General features: G+C 71.3%; 17 protein-coding genes. 13 read left to right on the top strand and 4 right to left on the bottom strand.

Going from position 1 to position 20,119, the window contains the following annotated elements; all coding sequences use genetic code 11:
* The first annotated feature begins 858 nt into the window (after positions 1 to 858).
* The 12 genes from AB0947_RS29405 to serA all read left to right on the top strand — a co-directional run bounded on the left by AB0947_RS29405 (position 859) and on the right by serA (position 14,139).
* A complete protein-coding gene (locus AB0947_RS29405) occupies positions 859 to 2,103 on the top strand; it encodes an FAD-dependent oxidoreductase (protein WP_366753368.1) in 1,245 nt (414 codons plus the stop codon).
* A gap of 42 nt (positions 2,104 to 2,145) precedes the next feature.
* Positions 2,146 to 2,484 carry a cupin domain-containing protein gene (locus tag AB0947_RS29410; protein ID WP_366753369.1) on the top strand — a complete coding sequence of 113 codons (339 nt, stop codon included), beginning with the start codon at positions 2,146 to 2,148 and terminating at the stop codon, positions 2,482 to 2,484.
* 15 nt (positions 2,485 to 2,499) lie between these two features.
* Positions 2,500 to 4,071, top strand: coding sequence for a class I tRNA ligase family protein (locus AB0947_RS29415; RefSeq protein WP_366753370.1), 1,572 nt, complete (start codon positions 2,500 to 2,502; stop codon positions 4,069 to 4,071).
* A 98-nt stretch (positions 4,072 to 4,169) separates the two neighbouring features.
* On the top strand, positions 4,170 to 4,547 hold the full coding sequence (panD, locus tag AB0947_RS29420) for an aspartate 1-decarboxylase (protein ID WP_366753371.1): 378 nt from the start codon (positions 4,170 to 4,172) through the stop codon (positions 4,545 to 4,547).
* A gap of 144 nt (positions 4,548 to 4,691) precedes the next feature.
* Complete coding sequence (locus AB0947_RS29425) at positions 4,692 to 6,023, top strand: SidA/IucD/PvdA family monooxygenase (RefSeq protein WP_366753372.1); 1,332 nt, start codon at positions 4,692 to 4,694, stop codon at positions 6,021 to 6,023.
* Positions 6,020 to 7,093 (top strand): FAD-dependent oxidoreductase, encoded by a 1,074-nt coding sequence (locus tag AB0947_RS29430; RefSeq protein WP_366753373.1) that lies wholly within the window; start codon positions 6,020 to 6,022, stop codon positions 7,091 to 7,093. The genes AB0947_RS29425 and AB0947_RS29430 overlap by 4 nt, the downstream gene beginning before the upstream one ends.
* On the top strand, positions 7,090 to 8,415 hold the full coding sequence (locus tag AB0947_RS29435) for a hypothetical protein (protein WP_366753374.1): 1,326 nt from the start codon (positions 7,090 to 7,092) through the stop codon (positions 8,413 to 8,415). Before AB0947_RS29430 ends, AB0947_RS29435 begins: the two co-directional genes overlap by 4 nt.
* A gap of 3 nt (positions 8,416 to 8,418) precedes the next feature.
* Positions 8,419 to 9,261: a lactoylglutathione lyase gene (locus AB0947_RS29440; protein ID WP_366753375.1), complete on the top strand. Its 843-nt coding sequence runs from the start codon at positions 8,419 to 8,421 to the stop codon at positions 9,259 to 9,261.
* On the top strand, positions 9,254 to 11,143 hold the full coding sequence (locus AB0947_RS29445) for a 2-oxoacid:acceptor oxidoreductase subunit alpha (RefSeq protein WP_366753376.1): 1,890 nt from the start codon (positions 9,254 to 9,256) through the stop codon (positions 11,141 to 11,143). Before AB0947_RS29440 ends, AB0947_RS29445 begins: the two co-directional genes overlap by 8 nt.
* Positions 11,133 to 12,185, top strand: coding sequence for a 2-oxoacid:ferredoxin oxidoreductase subunit beta (locus AB0947_RS29450; protein WP_366753377.1), 1,053 nt, complete (start codon positions 11,133 to 11,135; stop codon positions 12,183 to 12,185). The genes AB0947_RS29445 and AB0947_RS29450 overlap by 11 nt, the downstream gene beginning before the upstream one ends.
* 4 nt (positions 12,186 to 12,189) lie before the next feature.
* Positions 12,190 to 12,516: a ferredoxin gene (gene fdxA / locus AB0947_RS29455; RefSeq protein WP_366753378.1), complete on the top strand. Its 327-nt coding sequence runs from the start codon at positions 12,190 to 12,192 to the stop codon at positions 12,514 to 12,516.
* 36 nt (positions 12,517 to 12,552) lie between these two features.
* Positions 12,553 to 14,139: a phosphoglycerate dehydrogenase gene (gene serA, locus AB0947_RS29460; RefSeq protein ID WP_366753379.1), complete on the top strand. Its 1,587-nt coding sequence runs from the start codon at positions 12,553 to 12,555 to the stop codon at positions 14,137 to 14,139.
* A 58-nt stretch (positions 14,140 to 14,197) separates the two neighbouring features.
* Here the strand turns inward: serA and AB0947_RS29465 are convergent, their stop codons facing one another.
* Positions 14,198 to 15,709, bottom strand: coding sequence for an AlkA N-terminal domain-containing protein (locus tag AB0947_RS29465; RefSeq protein WP_366753380.1), 1,512 nt, complete (start codon positions 15,707 to 15,709; stop codon positions 14,198 to 14,200).
* Positions 15,710 to 15,758: 49 nt separating this feature from the next.
* Positions 15,759 to 16,706: a LysR substrate-binding domain-containing protein gene (locus AB0947_RS29470; RefSeq protein ID WP_366753381.1), complete on the bottom strand. Its 948-nt coding sequence runs from the start codon at positions 16,704 to 16,706 to the stop codon at positions 15,759 to 15,761.
* Between the two features lie 182 nt (positions 16,707 to 16,888).
* On the opposite strand from AB0947_RS29470, the gene AB0947_RS29475 reads away from it, so the two are divergent.
* Complete coding sequence (locus AB0947_RS29475; RefSeq protein WP_366753382.1) at positions 16,889 to 18,037, top strand: cytochrome P450; 1,149 nt, start codon at positions 16,889 to 16,891, stop codon at positions 18,035 to 18,037.
* 67 nt (positions 18,038 to 18,104) lie between these two features.
* On the opposite strand, the gene AB0947_RS29480 is transcribed toward AB0947_RS29475, so the two are convergent.
* Both AB0947_RS29480 and AB0947_RS29485 read right to left on the bottom strand, forming a co-directional pair.
* Complete coding sequence (locus AB0947_RS29480; protein ID WP_366753383.1) at positions 18,105 to 18,911, bottom strand: thioesterase family protein; 807 nt, start codon at positions 18,909 to 18,911, stop codon at positions 18,105 to 18,107.
* 96 nt (positions 18,912 to 19,007) lie between these two features.
* Positions 19,008 to 19,925: a helix-turn-helix domain-containing protein gene (locus AB0947_RS29485; protein ID WP_366753384.1), complete on the bottom strand. Its 918-nt coding sequence runs from the start codon at positions 19,923 to 19,925 to the stop codon at positions 19,008 to 19,010.
* Positions 19,926 to 20,119: the final 194 nt, after the last annotated feature.

The raw sequence follows: 20,119 nt of genomic DNA on the forward strand, positions 1-20,119 counted from the left end.
GTGAGCCCTGGAGCCGGGTGCCGTGAGCCGTGACCCCTGAGCCGGGCGACGTGAATCAGGCGCCGGCCCCGGCCCAGGCCGCCTCCGGGCTCTCGCGCGAAGCCTGCGGCCGCACCGCACCCCCAGCCGCTCGGCGGGCACACCGCGGAGTCCGGGCACCGGCGGGCGGCCGGCCCGAGCCGGGCAACCGGGGGCGGAACCCTTGCGCGAGGCTCGCCCACGGTGCGGACGGCGAACGCTTCCCGGCACGGACGGTGCTGTCCGCCGGCACCCCTGCGGGGAACGGCACCCGAGGACCGCGCCGGTGCAGAGCCGAACCGCACCCGCCGCCCGCCCGCCGCCCCGCCCGTATTCGCCACCGGCGCCACCCGCCGTTCGCGGCCCCCGCACCTGCCGCCCGCGCCACCCGCATCCGCCGCCCCCGCATCCGCGGCCCGCGCCACTCGCATCCGCCGTTCGCGGCTCCGCACCCGCCGCCTGCGGCCCCCGCACCCCCAGCCCGCCCCCGCACCCCCCGCCCCCACACCCACCCCCCCACAGCCCCCGCCTCACTTGAGCAAGTCGCCGTTGGCGGGCGCGGGTGCAAGGGGCAGGCTGGCCCACGTCACAGCCAGCACGGTGACGCGTCCGACGGGCAGCCAGGAAACTCCCTGCATTCGGCGCGTCGGGAAATGTTCGGGCATCGATGACGCCGGAGGAGGGTCCCGCTGACCCAAACTGGACGATGAATGTCACATACACCTCTCGTGCGGGCCCATAGAAATAGCAAGGATTAACCCGTCACCACCCGGCATAACTCGGCTGAGATTCCGGTCAGCCATGTCAGGCATGCCCTCATAACGGCGTACAGGAGGATTGATGGCGGAAACCGAGCACTTCGACGTGGTCGTCGTCGGCGGTGGTATAGCCGGATCCGCTCTGGCAGCAGCCCTGGCCGGCGACGGGTACGAGGTGATGCTCCTGGAGCGGCAGACCTCCTACCGCGACAAAGTACGAGGCGAAGTCATCAACTGCTGGGGCGTACAGGAACTCATCGACCTGGGCCTCGAAGAATGTATTCTGAAAGCCGGCGGAACCTACGTCGACCGTTTCATCGGTTTCGACGAGATCGTCGATCCGGAAACCGCGAAGTCCAAGGCACTGCATCTCGACCGTATGCTGCCCGGAATTCGCGGAGTTCTCGATGTGGGGCACCCGGCCGCCTGTGAAGCGTTGTCCACCGCCGCCGAGGAGGCGGGCGCCACCGTCGTGCGGGGAATCGGCGACGTCCTGGTGAGCGCAGGGGACGATCCCACGGTCCGCTACGAGCTCAACGACATGGAACACCAGGTGTCGTGCCGGCTGATCGCGGGCGCGGACGGCAGGATGTCCACGGTGCGCCGCCAGCTGGGCATCGGGCTGACGCAGACACCGCCCAACTCGCTGGGCGGCGGAATGCTGGTGGAGGACCTGCACGACTGGCCGGTCAACGTCACCTCCATCGGCACCGAGAACGACCTGCTGTACTTCGTCTTCCCGCGGGAGGGGGGCCGCGCCCGCCTCTACCTCCTGCACGACGTCGGCCAGAAGGGCCGCTTCGCCGGCCCGAACCGTCATGCCGAGTTCCTCCAGGCCTTCCAGCTCGACTGCATCCCCGGCAGCGAGATGTTCGCGGCGGCGACCCCCACCGCCGTGTGCGCCTTCTACCCGATGAACGACGCATGGGCCGACACCCCCGCCGTGCCCGGCGCCGTGCTGCTCGGGGACGCCGCGGGCTGGTCCGACCCGGTGATCGGACAGGGGCTGTCCATCGCCCTGCGCGACGCGCGCATGATCCGCGACTGCCTGCGCACCGCCGGCACCTGGGACGCGAAGATCTTCGAGTCCTACGCGGAGGAGCGCAAGGAGCGCATGCGCCGCCTGGAGATCTCCGGCTCGGTACGCACCACGATGAACATGACCTTCACGGCGCAGGGCAGGGCCCGGCGCTCGGCCTACGCCGAGGTGTGGCCCACCGACCCCGTCCTGGCGGGGTCCCGGCTGGCCACCTTCCAGGGGCCCTTCCACGTGCCCGCCGAATCGTTCGCACCCGACACCATCGAGCGCCTGTTCGCCCTGGGCTGAGGCAAGCACCCCGCGCGGCAGACGCCTTACGAGAGGAACCGCATGCACGTCAAGACCAGCGCCGGCGACGAGCTGATCCGCAAGAACGGCTGTGACATCCGCCAGCTCTACCCCTGGGAGGGCGTCGTCACCCCGCCGTGGAACAGCACGCTGTGCTCCATCCGGCCCGACGAGTCCAGCACCCCGCACGGCCACGCCACCGACGAGACGTTCATCTTCGTCAGCGGCCGGGGCCGCGCCCGGGTGGGGGACGAGGAGCGGCAGGTCGTACCCGGGGACGTGATCTACATCCCGCACGGGACCGATCACATCGTCACCAACACCAGTGCGAGCGAACCGCTGACGTTCGTGTCCATCTACTGGCTCCAGCCCACCGACTGAGGGGGATCCTCCCGCATGACCGACGCCCCTTCAGGCCGGCGACGCATCAACGTCACCTTCTCTCCCCCCACCCCCAACGGCGACTTCCACCTCGGCCACCTCGCCGGCCCGGTGCTCGCCAGCGACGTCTGCGCCCGCTCCCAGAAGATCCTCGGAAACGACGTGGCCTTCGGCACCAGCACCGACGACAACCAGACCTACGTCGTCACCACGGCCGAGCGCATCGGAACCGACCCCGAGTCGCTCATCCGGCACGCCTACGACAGCATCAGCCGCACCCTGGGCCTCGCAGCCGTCGACGTCGACCTCTTCGAACGCCCGGACGGCGAATACACCGCCTTCGTGCGGGACTTCTTCACCCGCCTGTGGGAGAACGGCGCCTTCGACCGGCGCGAGGTGGACCTGCCCTACGACGCCGCCACCGGCACCTACAAGGCCGAGGCCTTCGTCACCGGGCGCTGCCCCACCTGCCTGGCACACGCCAGGGCCGGCGTCTGCGAGGCCTGCGGCCTGTACAACCTGCCCGGCGCGCTGCTGCCCACCGGTGGAACGGGCGGCGACCTACCGCGCCGGTCCGTCCCCATCTGGGTCCTGGACCTGGAGCGCTACCGCTCCATGCTCACCGACTGGTACGAGGACTCCGACATACGGCTGCGCCCCGACCTGGCCCGCGTGGTCGAGCAGACACTCGCCGGCCCCCTGCCGTACATCCCGATCACCTATCCGCTGACCTGGGGCATCCCCGTCGACTGGGACGGCGCCGGCCAGATCGGGCAGACCATCAACGCCTGGCCCGAGATATACGTGGGCCACGTCTACTGGCTCCGGCAGACCCGCGGCGGCCGCCGGGAGAGCGTCGACGAACTGGTCCAGTTCATCGGCATCGACAACGGCTTCTACAACGCCTTCGTCTACGTGGCGCTGTCCCTGCTCGCCGCCCGCCACGGACTGCCCGTCGAACCGACCAGGACACGCACCCTCACCAACCAGTACTACCTGCTGGAGGGCCGCAAGTTCTCCACCAGCAAGGGAGACGTCCGCTGGGCGGGGGAGTACCTGGACAGCGTCGGCCGCGACCGCACCCGGTTCGTGCTGTCCCTGACCAGCCCCGAACTCCAGCAGTCGGAGTTCAGCGAGCCCGTGGCCGCCGCCACGATCACCACACGGTTCGACACCCCGCTGTCGAAGATCCGCGGCGCCCTCGCGGAAACCGCGACCGGCCGGCGCGTCGACACCGACCCCTCCGCGTGGTGGGCGACCGCCCTGAACGCCTCCCGGCAGCGCTTCGAGGACGCCTACCGGCTGGAGTCGTTCTCCATCCGCAAGGCCGCCGAAGCGCTCGCACTGCACCTCGAAGTCCTCGCCCTGCGCTGCGAGAACCTCGACGCCGACGACCCGGCCGACGTCAGCGGCGCCCTCCAGTTCCTGTGGAGCCTGCGCACGCTCGCCTGGCCGCTCACCCCCGACCTGTGCCGGCACATCACCGCGGCCTTCGGCGCGACGGCCGAGACCGCCCCGCCGCTGCTCGCCGATCTCCACGGCCGGCCCCCCGGCGCCTTCGCCGGCCTGACGGACTCCCTTCCGTAACAGGCCCGCCCGAGATCCCGGCCCCCGGCCGCGGAACGCGCCCTCACACCACCTGCCGCAACCGACCGACATCACACACCTGGAACAGGAGCCGCACCATGCTGCGCACGTTCATGCACTCGAAGATCCACCGCGCGACCGTCACCGACAGCAACCTCAACTACGTCGGGTCCATCACCATCTCGCCGGAACTGCTCGAAGCCGCCGGCATCGGCGTCCACGAACTCGTGCACGTCGTCAACATCAACAACGGCGCGCGCTTCGAGACCTATACCATCCTCGACGAGTCGCCGCAGGCGCCTAAGGGACACGTCGTCATCAACGGGGCCGCGGCCCGGCTCGTCCAGCCCGGCGACAAGGTCATCATCATCAGCTACGCCCAGCTCAACGACGAGGAGCGGATCGGCTTCAAGTCCCGCGTCGTCCACGTCAACGAGGCCAACGAGATCACCGACACGGCGCTGCTCAGCTCCTGAGCGCAGATCAGCCCCGCTGCATCGCGCAGCCCCCCACGCGCAGAACCTGCCGGCGCCGCAGGGCCGCTCCAGGCACCTGCGGCAGCTCGCCGCAGGTGCCTGCCGCCGCCTTTGCACGCACGACAAGCCGAGGGACACCAAACGATGGAACAGATAGTCCACCCCATTCTGGGCATCGGGTTCGGACCGGCGAACCTCTCCCTGGCCGTGATCCTCGAAGAGGTCGGACGCCTGAGCGACGCCCATTTCATCGAACGCTCACCCGGCTTCCAGTGGCAGGACGAACAGCTCCTGTCCGGCGCGGACATCCAGAACAACCCCTTCCGCGACCTCGCGATGCAGCGCAACCAGGACAGTCCCCACACGTTCATCAAGTACCTGGCCTCCCGCGGAGCGCTGACCGACTACCTCCACCTCAACGCCAAGTTCCCGCTGCGCCGCGAATACGGCGCCTACCTCGCCTGGGTCGCCGGCGCGTTCGCCGACCAGGTCGACTACGGACGGAGCGCCGCGCAGCTCACGCTCCAGGACGACGAGGACGGCAACGAGGTGTTCCGCGTCAGGACCCAGGACGGCCGGCACTACTTCGGCCAGACACTCATCCTGGGGACCGGGCGCTCCCCCCGCATCCCCCACCCCTTCCCCGCCAGCCTCGGCGACACCGTGTTCCATTCCACCCGCTACCTGTCCTCCATCAACGCGTTCAACGACCAGGACATCCGCGTCGCCGTCATCGGAGCCAGCCAGAGCGCCATCGAGATCGTGCTCAACCTGCTGGAGCGGCCCAACGTGCGCGAGGTGACCTCCATCCACCGCAGCATCGGCTTCCGCCTCAAGGACACCAGCCCCTACAGCCGCCAGGTGTTCCTGCCCGAATTCGTCGACTACTTCCACCCGCTGCCCGCGGCGGTCAAACGCCGCCTGCGCACCGACCTGCGCTCCATCAACTACGCCGCCTGCGACCAGGACGTCATCGACCGTCTCGTCACCGTGCAGCGCGAGTACGACCTGATCGGCTCCAACCGCCTCCGTCTGCGTCCCTTCACCGAGGTCACGGAGGTCGACACCCCCTCCGGCCACGGACCCCACCGCCTGACCATGCGCGAAATCAACCACCACACCTACGACAGCCTCGACGCGGACGTCGTCATCCTCGCCACCGGATTCAAGGACTTCGGCATCAGCGCCGACGACGAGCGCTACCACCCCCTGCTCGAAGGCGTCGCCCACCGGCTCCCCCTCGACGAGGAGGGCATCCCCGAGGTGGGACGCGACTACGCCATCGAACTCAAGGCCCCCGAGAGCGCCTCCCGCCCGCTGAGGATCTACCTGAACGGCCTGTGCGAAGCCAGCCACGGAATGGGCGACGCCGGCGCCCTGGCCATGCTGTCCGCCCGCGCCTCGGACATCGCCGACTCCCTCCTGACGCCTCCCGCACCCTCCCTCCCCCACCCCGCGCACGAGGCGCTGCGATGACGGCGGCGCTGAGGGCGGACGTCGCCATCGTCGGCGCCGGAATCACCGGCCTGGCCACCGCCGAACGGCTCACCGCCCACGGCGCCGAGGTCATCGTCATCGACGACTCCGCCACCGACGCGGCGACGCTCGTCTCCGGCGGCCTGATACGCGCCTTCGACCCGGCCGGCGCCTACGCCGCCTGGCCCGTCGAAAGCTGCGTCCGCTACCTGGCCCGCGGCCCGCACGGCTCCTGGCCCGCCGTCCGCCGGCACGGCAGCCTCACCCTGATCGACGAGGGTGATCTCGGCCGGGCCGCACCCCGCATCGAGGCGGTGCGCAGCGCCGGACTCCCCGTCGACGTCCTCGACGCCGACGACATCGTCAAGCGCCACCCGCAGCTCACCGTCCCCGGCCACGTCGTGGGCGTGCTGGAGCCGCAGGCCGGCTGGCTGCCCGCCGCGGAGACCCTCCAGGCCCTGCACCGCGACGCGGGCCCCGGACTGCGCCTGCTCCGCGCCCGGGCCCTCGGCCTCACGCACTCCTCCTCGCGCGTCCAGGGCGTGCGGACCTCCGGCGCGGACGTCCACGCCGACGCGGTGCTCCTCGCCGCAGGCGTGGGCAGCACGCCCCTCGCGGCGTCCGCCGGCGTCCACCTGCCGCTGCGCACGAGAGCAGTGAGCTACTGCCTGTTCCGCGTCGAGGACACCACCGGCCTGCCCACCATGGTCGACCACACCACAGGCGCCTGGCTGCGCCGATGGGACACGGACCGCACCGTCCTGGCCGGCGTCCCCTCGACCCGCACCGACGTACCCGCCCGCACCCGCGACGGCGTCGACCCAGCCGAAGCGGAACGCGTCCGCGCCGTCGTCGCGCAGCGCTTCCCGCAGCTCGCCGGCGCCGCCGTCGTCGGCGGTGTCACGGCCTACGACGCGATGGTGCCGGCCGGCGGTCCCGGATCGGTGACCAGCCGGCCCCGTCCGCGCGGACTGGTGACCGCGGCCGGCTGGAACGGGGGCGGGTTCAAAATCGCCCCTGCCGTGGGCCGCCAGGCCGCCGACCACCTCCTGGAGGCGCTGCAACGATGACGCGCGCGACACGGTGGCGTCTGAACTCCACCGACGAAATGCTGCACCAGGCCGCCACGGCGCTGGGCTCCTCCCGCATCGTCCAGGTCCTGTGGCGCCTGCCCGGTCCGCTGCCCGAGAGCGAACTGCACGCCGAATGGCAGCGCCTCGACGGCGGCCTGCTCAGCCGTACCGCGGCCCGGAGCCCGGTCCCCGCCGCCCGCCGCAAGTGGGTCATGGCCTCCAACACGCACCACCTGGCGATCGACCGCACGCCCCTGACACCGGACACCGCGCTCGCCTGGGCCGACGCACAGACCCGCACACCCTTGCCGGCGGACTCCAGCCGCCTGTGGCGTCTGGCGGCCGCCCCCTACGGCGACGGCTCCCTCGTCTCGCTGACCGTCCCGCACTTCCGGAGCGACGGCCTGGGCCTGCTGCGCGCGATCGCCGCACGCACACCGGCACAGCAGCCCCCTGACAGCGACCTCACCGACGCGCTGGGACAGACCACCCGGGCGCTGACACGGACGGCGTCCTGGCTGCTGCGCCAGCCACGGCACCAACGACGGGCCGTCCTGCGGGCCCTCGCCAGCCTGTCCGCACCCGGCCCCGGCCCCCAGCCGGCCTCGACGCCCCGCTACTTCACCACGGCCATCGTCACGGCTCAGGCCGAAGCGTGGGAGGCCGCCGCGCGGCGCCACCACGGCACGAGCAACACCCTCCTCGTGGAGATCGCCGCCAACCTCACACGCACCCACGTTCCGCGCACACACCGCCAGGACGTACAGGTCGGCATCCCCATGAGCCTGCGCCGCTCCGCCGACGACGAACAGGCCAACGCACTCGTGGTCGTCCCGTTGAGCCTGCCCGGCGGCGCCGCGAACCACCAGGACCTGCGGCCCACCCGGCACGCCACCAAGGAGCTGCTCCGGCACTCCGGACAGCACAGCGCCACCCTCGTCCCCGAGGCCCTCTGGCACCTGCTGCCGTCCCGCGCCGCCGCGGCCCTCAAGACCCCCGGAGCGCAACAGACCGACGTCGTCGCCTCCAACTTCGGCGACGTCGGCCACGACGTGCTGCACTTCGCCGGCCGCACCGCCGACTCCCTGGCGCTGCGCACCATGAACGTGCCGGGTCTCCTGCCGGACCGAGCCCGCCTGAGGGCCTCACTGTGCCTGGTGCGAAGCGGCCGGCAGATGACGGTGACCGTGACCGGCATGCCCGAGCACTTCGGGGACGCCGCCCACCTGCACCACCTCGTGAGCGAAGAGTTCGCGGCCTGGGACATACCCGTGCAGCCCTGGTGGACCTCAACCTCCTACCCCGTGCAGAAAGGCTGACCGATGCCCGGCCCCACGCAGCCTGCCGATCCCGAGCGCTGGTTCCGCACCCGCCCCGACTCCTCCGTCCTGACCCGGCCGCGCCTGCTGGCCCGTTCGCTGATCCCGCTGCCGGACCTGGACGAGCACATCGGCTACTACGAGCGCCTCCTCGGCGTTCCGGCCGACCTGCGGATGCCCATCCCCGACTTCGGGGGCCTGGAACTGGCCGCCGTCGGCAACGTCCTGCTGATCGCCAGCAGCCGTCCCTTCACCCCGATCCAGCGGCAGACGCGCTACTCCCTCGTCGTGCCGCACCTGGCGCAGCAGCTGGACCTGCTGGAAGCCACCGGTACCACCGTGGTGGAACCGCCCGAGCCGATCCTGCCCGGCGCGCGGGCACGGGTCCGCTACCCCGACGGAACGCTGGCCGAACTCGTCGAACACCGGCCCTGGTCCGGCGAGCAGCCACGGACGGCCATGCCCGGCACCGCACGTCCGCGGCCGCGGGAGACCGGCCTGCGGCTGCTGCCCCGGCACGCCGTCGCCGAGACCGACTTCCCCGCCACCGTGCGGCTGTACGAAAAGCTCCTCCAGGCCCCCGCCCGTCCCGCCGGCCACCTGACAGGACCCGTGGACGCACCCGCCGCCACCGTGGGGGACCTCCTCGTCGTCGGCCTGCCGGACAGCGCGGTCACCGACGCCGCACAGCCACGGGTGGCACTGATCGTGCCCGCGTCCGCCCCCGACCCCACCGCCGGCACGGTCCTCCTCGCCGGGCAGTGGGGAGCGGACGTCTGGACCGAGAAGACCCCGGCGGCCTCCCGGCCCGCCCCGCGGGTACGGCCCGGAGCGAGTCATGCCTGAGCCCGCCGCCGCGGCGCGTCACCCCAAGCCCACGCGCCGGCTGCACCAGGTGGTCATCCGCTTCGCCGGCGACTCCGGCGACGGCATGCAGCTCACCGGCGACCGCTTCACCTCGCAGACGGCGGCCTTCGGCAACGACCTGTCGACCCTGCCGAACTTCCCCGCGGAGATCCGGGCTCCCGCCGGGACCCTTCCCGGTGTCTCGAGTTTCCAACTGCACTTCGCCGACCACGACATCCTCACCCCCGGTGACGCCCCCGACGTGCTGGTCGCCATGAACCCCGCGGCGCTCAAGGCCAATCTGCCCGACGTGCCGGCCGGCGCGGACATCATCATCGACAGCGACGAGTTCACCCCCCGCGCGCTGCAGAAGGTCGGCTACGGCGCCTCACCGCTCGAAAGCGGCGCCCTGGACCGCTTCAACGCGCACGCCGTACCGCTGACCGCGCTGACCACCGAGGCCCTGAAGGACTTCGCGCTGTCACGCAAGGACGCGGACCGGTGCAAGAACATGTTCGCCCTCGGCCTGCTGTCGTGGATGTACCACCGCCCCACGACCGGCACCGAGACGTTCCTGAGGCGCAAGTTCGCGACGCGCCCCCACCTCGCCGAGGCGAACATCGCCGCACTGCGCGCGGGATGGAACTTCGGCGAGACGACCGAGACCTTCGCGGCCTCCTACGAGATCCCGCCCGCGGCCACGGCCTTCCCGCCCGGCACCTACCGCAACATCTCGGGAAACCTCGCCCTGTCCTACGGCCTGATCGCCGCCGGCAGACGAGCCGACCTCCCTGTCTACCTGGGCTCCTACCCCATCACCCCGGCCTCCGACATCCTGCACGAGCTGAGCCGCCACAAGAACTTCGGCGTGCGCGCCTTCCAGGCGGAGGACGAGATCGCGGCCATCGGCGCCGCGCTGGGCGCCGCCTTCGGCGGATCCCTCGCCGTCACCACCACCTCGGGTCCGGGGATGGCGCTGAAGTCGGAGACGGTCGGTCTCGCCGTCTCCCTCGAACTGCCCCTGCTGATCATCGACATCCAGCGCGGCGGCCCCTCCACCGGGCTGCCCACCAAAACGGAGCAGGCCGATCTCCTGCAAGCGATGTACGGCCGCAACGGAGAGGCCCCCGTGCCCGTCGTCGCCCCCCGCACCCCGGCCGACTGCTTCGACACGGTGATCGAAGCCGCCCGCATCGCCCTCACCTACCGCACACCGGTCTTCCTGCTGTCCGACGGCTACCTCGCCCACGGCAGCGAACCCTGGAAGATCCCCAGCTCCGACGAACTGCCCGACCTGCGGCAGCAGTTCGCGCTCAGACCGAACCACACCACCGACGACGGAACCGAGGTCTTCTGGCCCTACAAACGCCACCCCGACACGCTAGCCCGCCCCTGGGCCGTGCCGGGCACACCCGGCCTGGAGCACCGCATCGGCGGCATCGAGAAACAGGACGGCACGGGTCACATCTCCTACGACCCCGCCAACCACGACCACATGGTCCGCGTCCGCCAGGCGAAGATCGACGGCATCGGCGTACCCGACCTGCTCGTCGACGACCCCACCGACGACGCCGGACTCCTCGTCCTGGGCTGGGGCTCCAGCTACGGACCCATCACCGCCGCCGTACGCCGGCTGCGCGGCGAGGGCGAGCGCATCGCGCAGGCACATCTGCGTCACCTCAATCCCCGGCCCCGCAACCTCGGCACCGTCCTCGCCCGCTACCGCCGTGTCCTGGTCCCCGAGATGAACCTCGGACAGCTGTCGGCACTGCTGCGCGCCACGTATCTGAAGGACGTCACCGCGCACACACAGGTGACCGGGATGCCCTTCAGCGCGGAACGACTCGCCACGACCCTGCGGGAGGCCCTGCATGCCAAGTGACCCGCTGCCCCTGGTGCCCAGAGCCGAGACCAGGCAGTCCGCGACGGAGTTCAAGTCCGACCAGGAGGTGCGCTGGTGCCCCGGCTGCGGTGACTACGCCGTCCTCTCCGCGGTGCAGGGGTTCCTGCCCGAACTCGGCCTGGCGCGGGAGAACATCGTCTTCGTGTCGGGGATCGGCTGCTCCAGCCGCTTCCCGTACTACATGGACACCTACGGCATGCACTCCATCCACGGTCGTGCCCCCGCCATCGCCACCGGCCTCGCCACCTCCCGCACCGACCTGAGCGTGTGGGTCGTCACCGGCGACGGCGACGCCCTCTCCATCGGCGGCAACCACCTCATCCACGCCCTGCGCCGCAACGTCAACCTGAAGATCCTGCTGTTCAACAACCGGATCTACGGCCTGACCAAGGGGCAGTACTCGCCGACCTCGGAGACCGGGAAGATCACCAAATCCACGCCGATGGGATCCCTCGAAACCCCGTTCAACCCGGCTTCCCTGGCCATCGGCGCCGAGGCCACCTTCATCGCCCGCACCCTCGACTCCGACCGCCGGCACCTGGTCGACGTGCTGCGCAGGGCCGCCGTCCACCAGGGCACCGCGCTGGTGGAGATCTACCAGAACTGCAACATCTTCAACGACGGCGCCTTCGCCGCCCTCAAGGACAAGCAGAGCGCCCAGGAAGCGGTGATCCGTCTGGAGCACGGCAAACCGATCCGGTTCGGCCACGCGGGCGGCAAGGGCGTCGTCCGTGACGCGGCCACCGGCCGGCTGCGCGTGGTTCCCGTCACCGCCGGCAACGAGGCCGACGTCCTCGTGCACGACGCGCACGAGACCGACCCCAGCACCGCCTTCGCGCTGTCCCGCCTCGCCGACCCGCACACCCTGCACCACACACCGATCGGCGTCCTGCGCCAGGTCGAACGGCCCGACTACGACACGCAGATGGCCGGCCAGCTCGACGCCGCCGTCGAACGTGACGGCAAGGGCGACCTCGCGGCGCTGCTCGCCGGCACCGACACCTGGACCGTCAAGGAGTAACCCCATGACCTACGTCATCGCGCAGCCGTGCATCGACGTCAAAGACAAGGCGTGCATCGAGGAATGCCCCGTCGACTGCATCTACGAAGGCCCCCGGAAGATGTACATCCAGCCCGACGAATGCGTGGACTGCGGCGCGTGCGAACCGGTCTGCCCGGTGGAAGCCGTCTTCTACCAGGACGACCTGCCCGCCCACTGGGCGAACTACCTCGGCGTCGAGCGGGACGTCTTCGCGACCGTCGGCGCCCCCGGCGGAGCCAGCTCCCAGCCCCCGCTCGAGGCGGACCACCCCTCCGTGGCCGGCGAACCCGAGCGCACCACCACCTCCTGAGAGCCCACCGCCGTTCTCCTACCGGAATCGAGCCCCATGACAACCCCCATCGTGCTCCTGGCCGAAGCCCTCGCGCCGGCCACCATCGACGCGCTCGGCCCCCAGGTGGAGATCCGCCACTGCGACGGCGCCGACCGCGCAGGGCTGCTGGCGGCCGTGCGCGAGGCGGACGCCCTCCTCGTGCGCTCGGCGACCCGGGTGGACGCCGAAGTACTCGCCGCCGCCCCCCGCCTCAGGGTCGTCGGACGGGCAGGGGTCGGCCTCGACAACGTGGACCTCGACGCCGCGACACGGGCCGGCGTCACCGTCGTCAACGCCCCCGCCTCCAACAGCGTCACCGCCGCCGAGCTCGCCTGCGGGCTCATCATCTCGGTGGCCCGCCACATCCCCCAGGCCAACGCGTCGCTGAAACAGGGACAGTGGCAGCGCAGCCGCTACACCGGGGTGGAACTGGCGGACAAGACCCTGGGCGTCGTGGGACTCGGACGCATCGGACGGCTGGTCGCCCACCGCATGCGCGCCTTCGGCATGCGGGTCATCGCCTACGACCCCTACCTGTCCCCGTCCCAGGCGGCCGAGGCGGGCGCGAAGCCGGTGACGCTGGACGAACTCCTCGCCGCGTCCGACTTCATCACGGTGCACCTGCCCAGGACGCCCGAGACGACCGGCCTCATCGGCCACGAGGAACTACGACGGGTCAAGCCGGGCGTGCGCATCGTCAACGCGGCCCGCGGCGGCATCGTGGACGAACAGGCCCTGGCCGCCGCGCTGACGGAGGGACGCGTCGCCGGAGCGGGCCTGGACGTCTTCGTCACCGAGCCCTGCACCGACTCGCCCCTGCCGGCCCTCGACAACGTCGTGTGCACTCCGCACCTGGGCGCCTCGACCGTCGAGGCCCAGGACAGGGCCGGCACCACGGTCGCGCACGCCGTCCGGCGGACCCTCGCCGGAGAGCTGGTTCCCGACGCCGTCAATCTGCACGTCACCGCTCCCCTCGCCGAGGTGACGCGCTTCCTCCCGCTCGCCGGCGACCTCGGCCGCATCTTCACGGCCCTGGCCGGTGGGCAGCCTCCCGTGGATCTCGACGTCGAGGTGCACGGCCCGGTCACCCAGCACGACGTCTCCGTGCTCGAACGGGGCGTGCTGACGGGCATGTTCGCCGACGGCCGGCGGGTCACCCTGGTGAACGCCCCCCTCGTCGCACGCGAGCGCATCGGCGCGGTCCGCTTCCTCACCAGCTCCGAGAGCGCGTCCCACACCGACCAGATCACCCTGCGCGGCACCCTGGCCGACGGCCGTGCGCTCGCGGTCTCCGGAGCCCTGTCGGGGCCGAGGAACATCCGCAGACTCACCGGGATCGCCGACTACGACATCGAGCTGGAGATCACCGACCGGATGCTGTTCCTCCAGTACAAGGACGTGCCCGGCATGATCGGCACCATCGGACGGATCCTGGGCGAGGCAGGAGTCAACATCGCCGTGATGCAGGTGGCGCGGGACACCGAAGGAGGCGAGGCCGCCGTCGCGCTGACGGTCGACAGCGTCGTCTCCCCCGGTGTGCTGCACAGGATCAGCGAGGTGGTCCGTCCTTCCTGGGCCCACTTCGTGGACCTGACCACCTGAGTGCCGCCGCGTCGCAGGCACGACGCGGGTGACGGCCGGCGCGGACCCGCGCCGGCCGTCACGCGTTGCGCGCGCGGTGCGCCGACGGGGGCGGCGAGGTGATGTCGCCGGCGGGCATCTCGTTGATGGGGTGATCTCCCGTGGCCCACAGGTACTGCACGGCGTAGCCGCGCCACGGCTGCCACACCCGGGCGCGGCGCAGCAGCGCGGCCGGTGTGCCCGGCAGCTCCAGGGCGGCGGCGGCCAGCTTGACACCGAGGTCCGTGACCGGGAAGGCGTCGGGATCCCCCAGGGCGCGCAGGGCGATCGTCTCCACCGTCCACGGCCCCACACCGGGCAGCGCGCCGAGCCTGGCACGGGCCTCCTGCCAGTCGCTGCCCGCACCGAGGTCGAGACGCCCCGACGCCAGCGCGTCGACCACGGCGAGCACGGCGTCCCTGCGTTTTCGCGGCAGGGCCAGGGCGGCCGGGTCGAGGGCCGACAGGGCGGCGGGGGAGGGGAACAGATGCGTCAGACCCCCCGTCTCGTCCACCACGGGATCGCCGTGGGCCCGCACCAGACGCGCGGCGTGCGTGCGGGCGGCGGCCGTGGACACCTGCTGTCCCAGCATGGCGCGGATCGCGAACTCCGCGCCGTCGACCGTCTGCGGGATGCGCCGGCCGGGGCTCTTGCGGACCAGCGGGGCGAGCACGTCGTCGTCGTGCAGCGCTTCGCCGTAGGCCACCGGATCGGCGTCGAGGTCCAGCAGGCGCCGGCACCTGTTGATGGCGATGGTCAGGTCGCGCAGGTCGGACAGATGGAGCGTGCACTGGATGTACGACGCCCCCGTCGGCCTCAGTTCGACGATGCCGTGCCCGTGAGGCAGGCGCAGCGTGCGACGGTACGCACCGGCGCGCCATTCCTCGACCCCCGGCACGCCCGTGACGGCCAGATGCCCGAACAAGCTGTCGGGGCACAACGGGGAACGGAACGGCAGCCGCAGGGCCACCGCCCCCGCGGTGGCCGAGGGACGGCCGCGACGGCGCAGTTCGGAGGGCGTCATGCCGAACACGCTCTGCACCGTGTCGTTGAACGTGCGGATGGACGCGAATCCTGACGCGAACGCCACCTCCGCCATCGGCAGCGTGCTGGTCTCGATCAGCAGGCGGGCGGCCTGGGCGCGCTGGGCACGCGCCAAGGCCGCGGGCCCGGCTCCGACCTCCGCCTGCAACTGCCGTTCGACCTGGCGCGTCGAATACCCCAGACGGGCCGCCAGGCCGGGCACGCCCTCCCGGTCCACGATGCCGTCCTTGATCAGCCGCATCGCGCGCGCGGCGAGACTGGCCCGCACGTTCCATTCGGGCGAGCCCGGCGTGGCGTCGGGACGGCAGCGCTTGCAGGCCCGGAACCCCGCCTGCTGGGCGGCCGCCGCGCTGGGATAGAAGACCATGTTCTGGGGTTTGGGCGGGACCACCGGGCAGCTGGGCCGGCAGTAGATCTTCGTGGTCAGCACCGCCGTGAAGAACCAGCCGTCGAACCGCGCGTCCTTGGACTGCACTGCCCGGACGCAGTGTTCCGCATTCTCATGCATGGGCCCATCCTGAGTCTCCGCCCCCACGAGGGCTGGCAGGTTTACGACATCAACCTTGCGGCGCCCCGTGCGCCGCCGCGGCCCCCGTCCAGGGCGCCCGCGCGACACCGGCACGGCAGAACGACGCGAACGCCGCCGCCCGTTGGGTCACGTGCGCGCCCTCCAGACGCGCCAGTCCCACATCGAGGGGCGCGACCTCGTCGGCGATCCGGCGCACCTGCACCGCCCGCCCCTCGTAGCTGACGTTCAGGGCGGGGCGCTGGATGAGCAGGGAGTACCCCGCGCCCCGCGCCACGAGGCCGCGGACCACCTCGAAGCTGGACGTGCTGTGGCGTACCACCGGAGCGATCCCCGCCCGCGTGAGCAGGTCGCTGAAGTAGCGGCGGCTGGGCGGCACGTCGAGCATCACCATGTCGAGGCCGGCCAGATCGGAAAGACGCACGCTGTCCCGGTCCGCCAGCGGATGGTGCTGCGGCAGGAGGACGTGCGGCTGGACGGAGTGGAGCCTGTCGAACGCGATGCCGTCGTCCACGTCCACCCCGTACAGCAGCGCCACCTCGCAGCGCCCGTCCCGGAGCAGGCGCTGCAACGTGGTCGCGGAGCCCTCGACGAAGTCCAGGGTCACGCCGGGGTGGGCGAAGGGGAACTCCGCCAGCAGCCACGGCACCAGGAACGGGGCCAGCGTCGTGAAACAGCCGATCACCAGACGCCCGGTCGGGCGGCGCCCCATCTCCTGCACACTGGCGCGCAGTTGCTCGCTGCTCGCCAGCAGGGCCTTGGCCTGGGGCAGGAAGAGGCGTCCGGCGGCCGTCAGGGTGAGCCCTTTGGCCCTGGCCCGCAGCAGCAGCTGCACCCCTACCCGGTGTTCGAGCTCGCCGATGCCGGCCGACACCGCCGAGGGCGACACGTACAGCAGCTCCGCCGCGCCGGTCAGCGTTCCCGCTTCGGCCGCCGCGACGAAATAGTCGAGCTGGCGCAGGCTTATTCGCTCAGACATAAAAAACCCCGCTTGATGCCCAGAATTTTCCGGTTTTCAAAACGGTCGGCGGCGGGTGAGACTGAAGGCCGCCGAGCCCTGGGAGTTTCGTTATGACGGACATGACGGCATGCCCGGTAAACCACAGCTTCAACCCGCTGGGTGACGCCTACGTCGAGGACCCTTACCCGATATTGTCCGCCGTGCGTGAAGAAGGACCCGCCTTCTATGCGCCGGCGATAGACATGTGGGTGATAACCGGGTACGAGGACATCCAAAGCGCGTTGATGAACCCGCGCGTCTTCTCCGCCGCCGTCGGGCAGCGCCCTGTGTTCCCCCTGACGCAGGAGGCCCAGACCATCGTCAAGGCCGGATTCCATGCCTATCCGGTCATGTCGGACTGCGACCCGCCGCGCCACACCCGCATTCGCCGGCACAACCAGAAGGCGTTCTCCGCCCGGCGGATCTCGGTCCTCGAGCCCAAGGTGTGGGCCAAGGCGACCGAACTGGTCGACGAGATCCAGCCCGGGATCGTGGACCTCGTCCCCGCGCTGACCTACCCCCTGCCCGCCTACATGATCTTCACCTTCATCGGCTTCCCCGATGAGGACATGGACATGCTCAAGTCGTGGTGCGGCAACCGCATCGCCTTCAGCTGGGGCAAGCCGACCCCCGACGAACAGCGCGACATCGCCAACAACATGGTCAACTACTGGCGCTACTGCGAGGAGTTCGTCGCCAAGCGCGCGGCCGACCCCGTCGACGACTTCACGAGCGACCTCGTCCGGATCCACCGGGAGGATCCCGAGAGCCTCTCGATCGCGGACATCACCAACGTCGCCTACGGCCTCAGCTTCGCCGGGCACGAGACGACCACCAGCTTCACCGGGAACGCCGTGCGCCGGCTGCTGGCCAACCGCGCGCAGTGGGAGGAGCTGTGCGCCGACCGCTCCCTCATCCCCAAGGCGGTCGAGGAAGTGCTCCGCTACGACAGCAGCATCCCCGCCTGGCGGCGCATCACCACCGAGGCCGTCACGGTCGGCGGCGTCGAGATCCCCGCGCAGGCGAAGATCCTGCTGCTGCTGGGCGCGGCCAACCGCGACCCCGCCCACTTCGACGAGCCCGAGGCCTTCGACATCCACCGCGAGGACTCCCGCAAGCACCTCGCCTTCGGCCAGGGCATCCACTACTGCATCGGCGCCGCCCTGGCCCGCATGGAGGCCCGCATCGCACTCGACCTCCTGGCACGGCGCGCCCCCGGCATGCAGGTCGTCGAGGACCAGGACTTCGACTTCCCCGCGAACGTCTCCTTCCGCGGCCCGCGCAAGCTGCTGGTCTCCTGGCCGGGCTAGGAGGCCGGGCGAGAACCGCCGGCGGTGGGAGGGGCGGCCCGTGCGCACGGCGCGGGCCGCCCCCCGTTCACCGCTCATTGACCAGCAGTGTCTGCGTCACCTGGCCGCACTCGCCGCTCTCGTCGTGCAACTGCCCGACCGCCAGCCCCGACCCGCCGGGGCTGGCGGACGTGGCCGAGCGCACGCACAGCCACGCCCCGGCCGGCGGCCGGTGCAACGCCAGCGTCACGTCCGTGTTGATGACGAGCCGGCGGTGGTGGTCCAGCTCGAACGCGACGGCCCAGCTGCTGTCCGCCAACGTCAGCGCGCGGGTGAGCGCGGTGTCCGCGGCCCCCGCCACCAGGGGGATCCGCTGCCGCGCCCACGCCACCCCCGGCCCGGGCACGTCGAAACCCCCGCCCGCCTCGAAACGCCACTCCATGGCCGCGATGTAGCCGTCGAGATGCGCCCCCGCCATGGTGTGCGGGGCCTGGGCGCCGGGCAGCGCGGGCGCGGGCGGATGGGGCCGCAGTGCGGGCGTGTCGGCCGGACTGGCGGCCACCCGCCAGGCCCTGGCCAGCATCACCGGACCGGCGTCCGAGCTGATCTCCCCCTCCAGCAGCTCGACGCGCCGGCCCGCGTGGACGGTCCGCACCGAGACCCGCAGGTCCGCCACGGGAACGGGGCGCGGCAGTTCCACGGTCACGCGGGCGATGTGGAAGCCCTCACGCGGTTCGTGCTCCTCCATGGCGCGGCCCAGCAGCGCCGACGGAGGACCGCCGTGCTGCCATTTCGGGCTCCACGGGCCGGCCGTGGCCGTACTGCTCTCGAAACGGCCGCGTCCCAGGTCGTAGTAGAAGGCGTCCGGCAGCGCCGGAGCCGGCTGGTTCGTCACACGCTTCCCTTTCCTCGGTGAACGGCGGGCGGGGCGGCGCCACCCGCCGGCGGCGCACGGCGCGCAGCACGCGGCACTCGGGGCCGCCCCCCGCGCTCAGGCCCGGCTGGGCGGGCTTCCCGCCCCCTTGGCACGGAACCAACGACGATAGGCGTCCGGCGACAGGCCCGTGGTCCGGTTGAAGTGCCGGCGCAGGGTCGCTCCGGTTCCCATCCCGCACTGCGTCGCGATCTGTTCGACGCTCATGGCCGTCGTCTCCAGCAGACGCTGGGCCCGGTGCACCCGCTGCGACAGCACCCACTGCAACGGCGCCATACCGGTGTGCGAGCGGAAGTGGCGAGTCAGCGTGCGACGGCTGACCCGGGCCTGCTCGGCCATGTCGTCCACGGTCAGCTCGTGCTCCAGATGCTCCGAGACCCACGGCAGGATCTGCGCGAGGACCTGGTCCGTCTCGTGCTCGGCGATCGCGGGGGCGTCCGTGCCCGGGTCGGCGAAGGGGGCGAACAGGCGGCGAGCCAGCGCCTTCGCGACGGCACTGCCGTGATCAAGGCTGACCACGTGCAGGAAGAGCTCGAGACTGGCGGCGCCGCCCACGGACGTGAGCAGGTCGCCGTCGTCCAGGTAGCGCGCGGCCGAGTCGGCCTTGACCTGCGGGTAGCGGGCGGTCAGAGCGTCGGCGTGCGCCCAGTGCACACTGGCCCGCCGGCCGTCCAGCAGCCCGGCCGCCGCGAGCACGAACACCCCCGTCGACACGGCGACGACACGGGATCCGGCGCCGTGCGCGGTCCGCAGCGCCCGGACGAGGGCGGCCGGCGGTTCCTCGTGCACGTCCGGCCAGGCCGGCACCACGATGGTGTGCGCCTTCGGCAGCTGGTCTGTGCTCCACAGCCGCTCCACGCGGCAGGCATCGCAGTTCTCGGCATCGTCCGGGGCCCAGCCGGCGAATTCGTACCACGGGTCGACCAGATCGGAACGGTCGACACCGAAAACCTCACGGGCTGCTGAGATGTCCAATCCAGCAACTATTGAAGGGAAAAGTAGAGCCACGGATATCGGCATGGGGCCCACCCTCATCCGGCTCTCCGCACCGGTCAACGCAATCTTGCCGAAGTCGCACACGAGTACGCCCACAGCGCACATATGTACGGCAATGCGCGTGCGTCGTAGAAGGAACTTGCCCAAGTCGCGCATGAACTGAGCGACGTCGG

The organism is Streptomyces sp. NPDC047841, from assembly GCF_040704085.1.
Classification (GTDB): domain Bacteria; phylum Actinomycetota; class Actinomycetes; order Streptomycetales; family Streptomycetaceae; genus Streptomyces; species Streptomyces argyrophylli.

What these genes read in the sequence shown, in the direction of transcription:
- AB0947_RS29450 (WP_366753377.1), top strand. Translation starts at nt 11,133, where the DNA reads ATGCCAAGTGACCCGCTGCCCCTGGTGCCCAGAGCCGAGACCAGGCAG.
- AB0947_RS29415 (WP_366753370.1), top strand. Translation starts at nt 2,500, where the DNA reads ATGACCGACGCCCCTTCAGGCCGGCGACGCATCAACGTCACCTTCTCT.
- AB0947_RS29435 (WP_366753374.1), top strand. Translation starts at nt 7,090, where the DNA reads ATGACGCGCGCGACACGGTGGCGTCTGAACTCCACCGACGAAATGCTG.
- AB0947_RS29465 (WP_366753380.1), bottom strand. Translation starts at nt 15,709, where the DNA reads ATGCATGAGAATGCGGAACACTGCGTCCGGGCAGTGCAGTCCAAGGAC.
- AB0947_RS29425 (WP_366753372.1), top strand. Translation starts at nt 4,692, where the DNA reads ATGGAACAGATAGTCCACCCCATTCTGGGCATCGGGTTCGGACCGGCG.
- AB0947_RS29410 (WP_366753369.1), top strand. Translation starts at nt 2,146, where the DNA reads ATGCACGTCAAGACCAGCGCCGGCGACGAGCTGATCCGCAAGAACGGC.
- AB0947_RS29440 (WP_366753375.1), top strand. Translation starts at nt 8,419, where the DNA reads ATGCCCGGCCCCACGCAGCCTGCCGATCCCGAGCGCTGGTTCCGCACC.
- fdxA (WP_366753378.1), top strand. Translation starts at nt 12,190, where the DNA reads ATGACCTACGTCATCGCGCAGCCGTGCATCGACGTCAAAGACAAGGCG.
- AB0947_RS29405 (WP_366753368.1), top strand. Translation starts at nt 859, where the DNA reads ATGGCGGAAACCGAGCACTTCGACGTGGTCGTCGTCGGCGGTGGTATA.
- serA (WP_366753379.1), top strand. Translation starts at nt 12,553, where the DNA reads ATGACAACCCCCATCGTGCTCCTGGCCGAAGCCCTCGCGCCGGCCACC.
- AB0947_RS29430 (WP_366753373.1), top strand. Translation starts at nt 6,020, where the DNA reads ATGACGGCGGCGCTGAGGGCGGACGTCGCCATCGTCGGCGCCGGAATC.
- AB0947_RS29445 (WP_366753376.1), top strand. Translation starts at nt 9,254, where the DNA reads ATGCCTGAGCCCGCCGCCGCGGCGCGTCACCCCAAGCCCACGCGCCGG.
- panD (WP_366753371.1), top strand. Translation starts at nt 4,170, where the DNA reads ATGCTGCGCACGTTCATGCACTCGAAGATCCACCGCGCGACCGTCACC.
- AB0947_RS29470 (WP_366753381.1), bottom strand. Translation starts at nt 16,706, where the DNA reads ATGTCTGAGCGAATAAGCCTGCGCCAGCTCGACTATTTCGTCGCGGCG.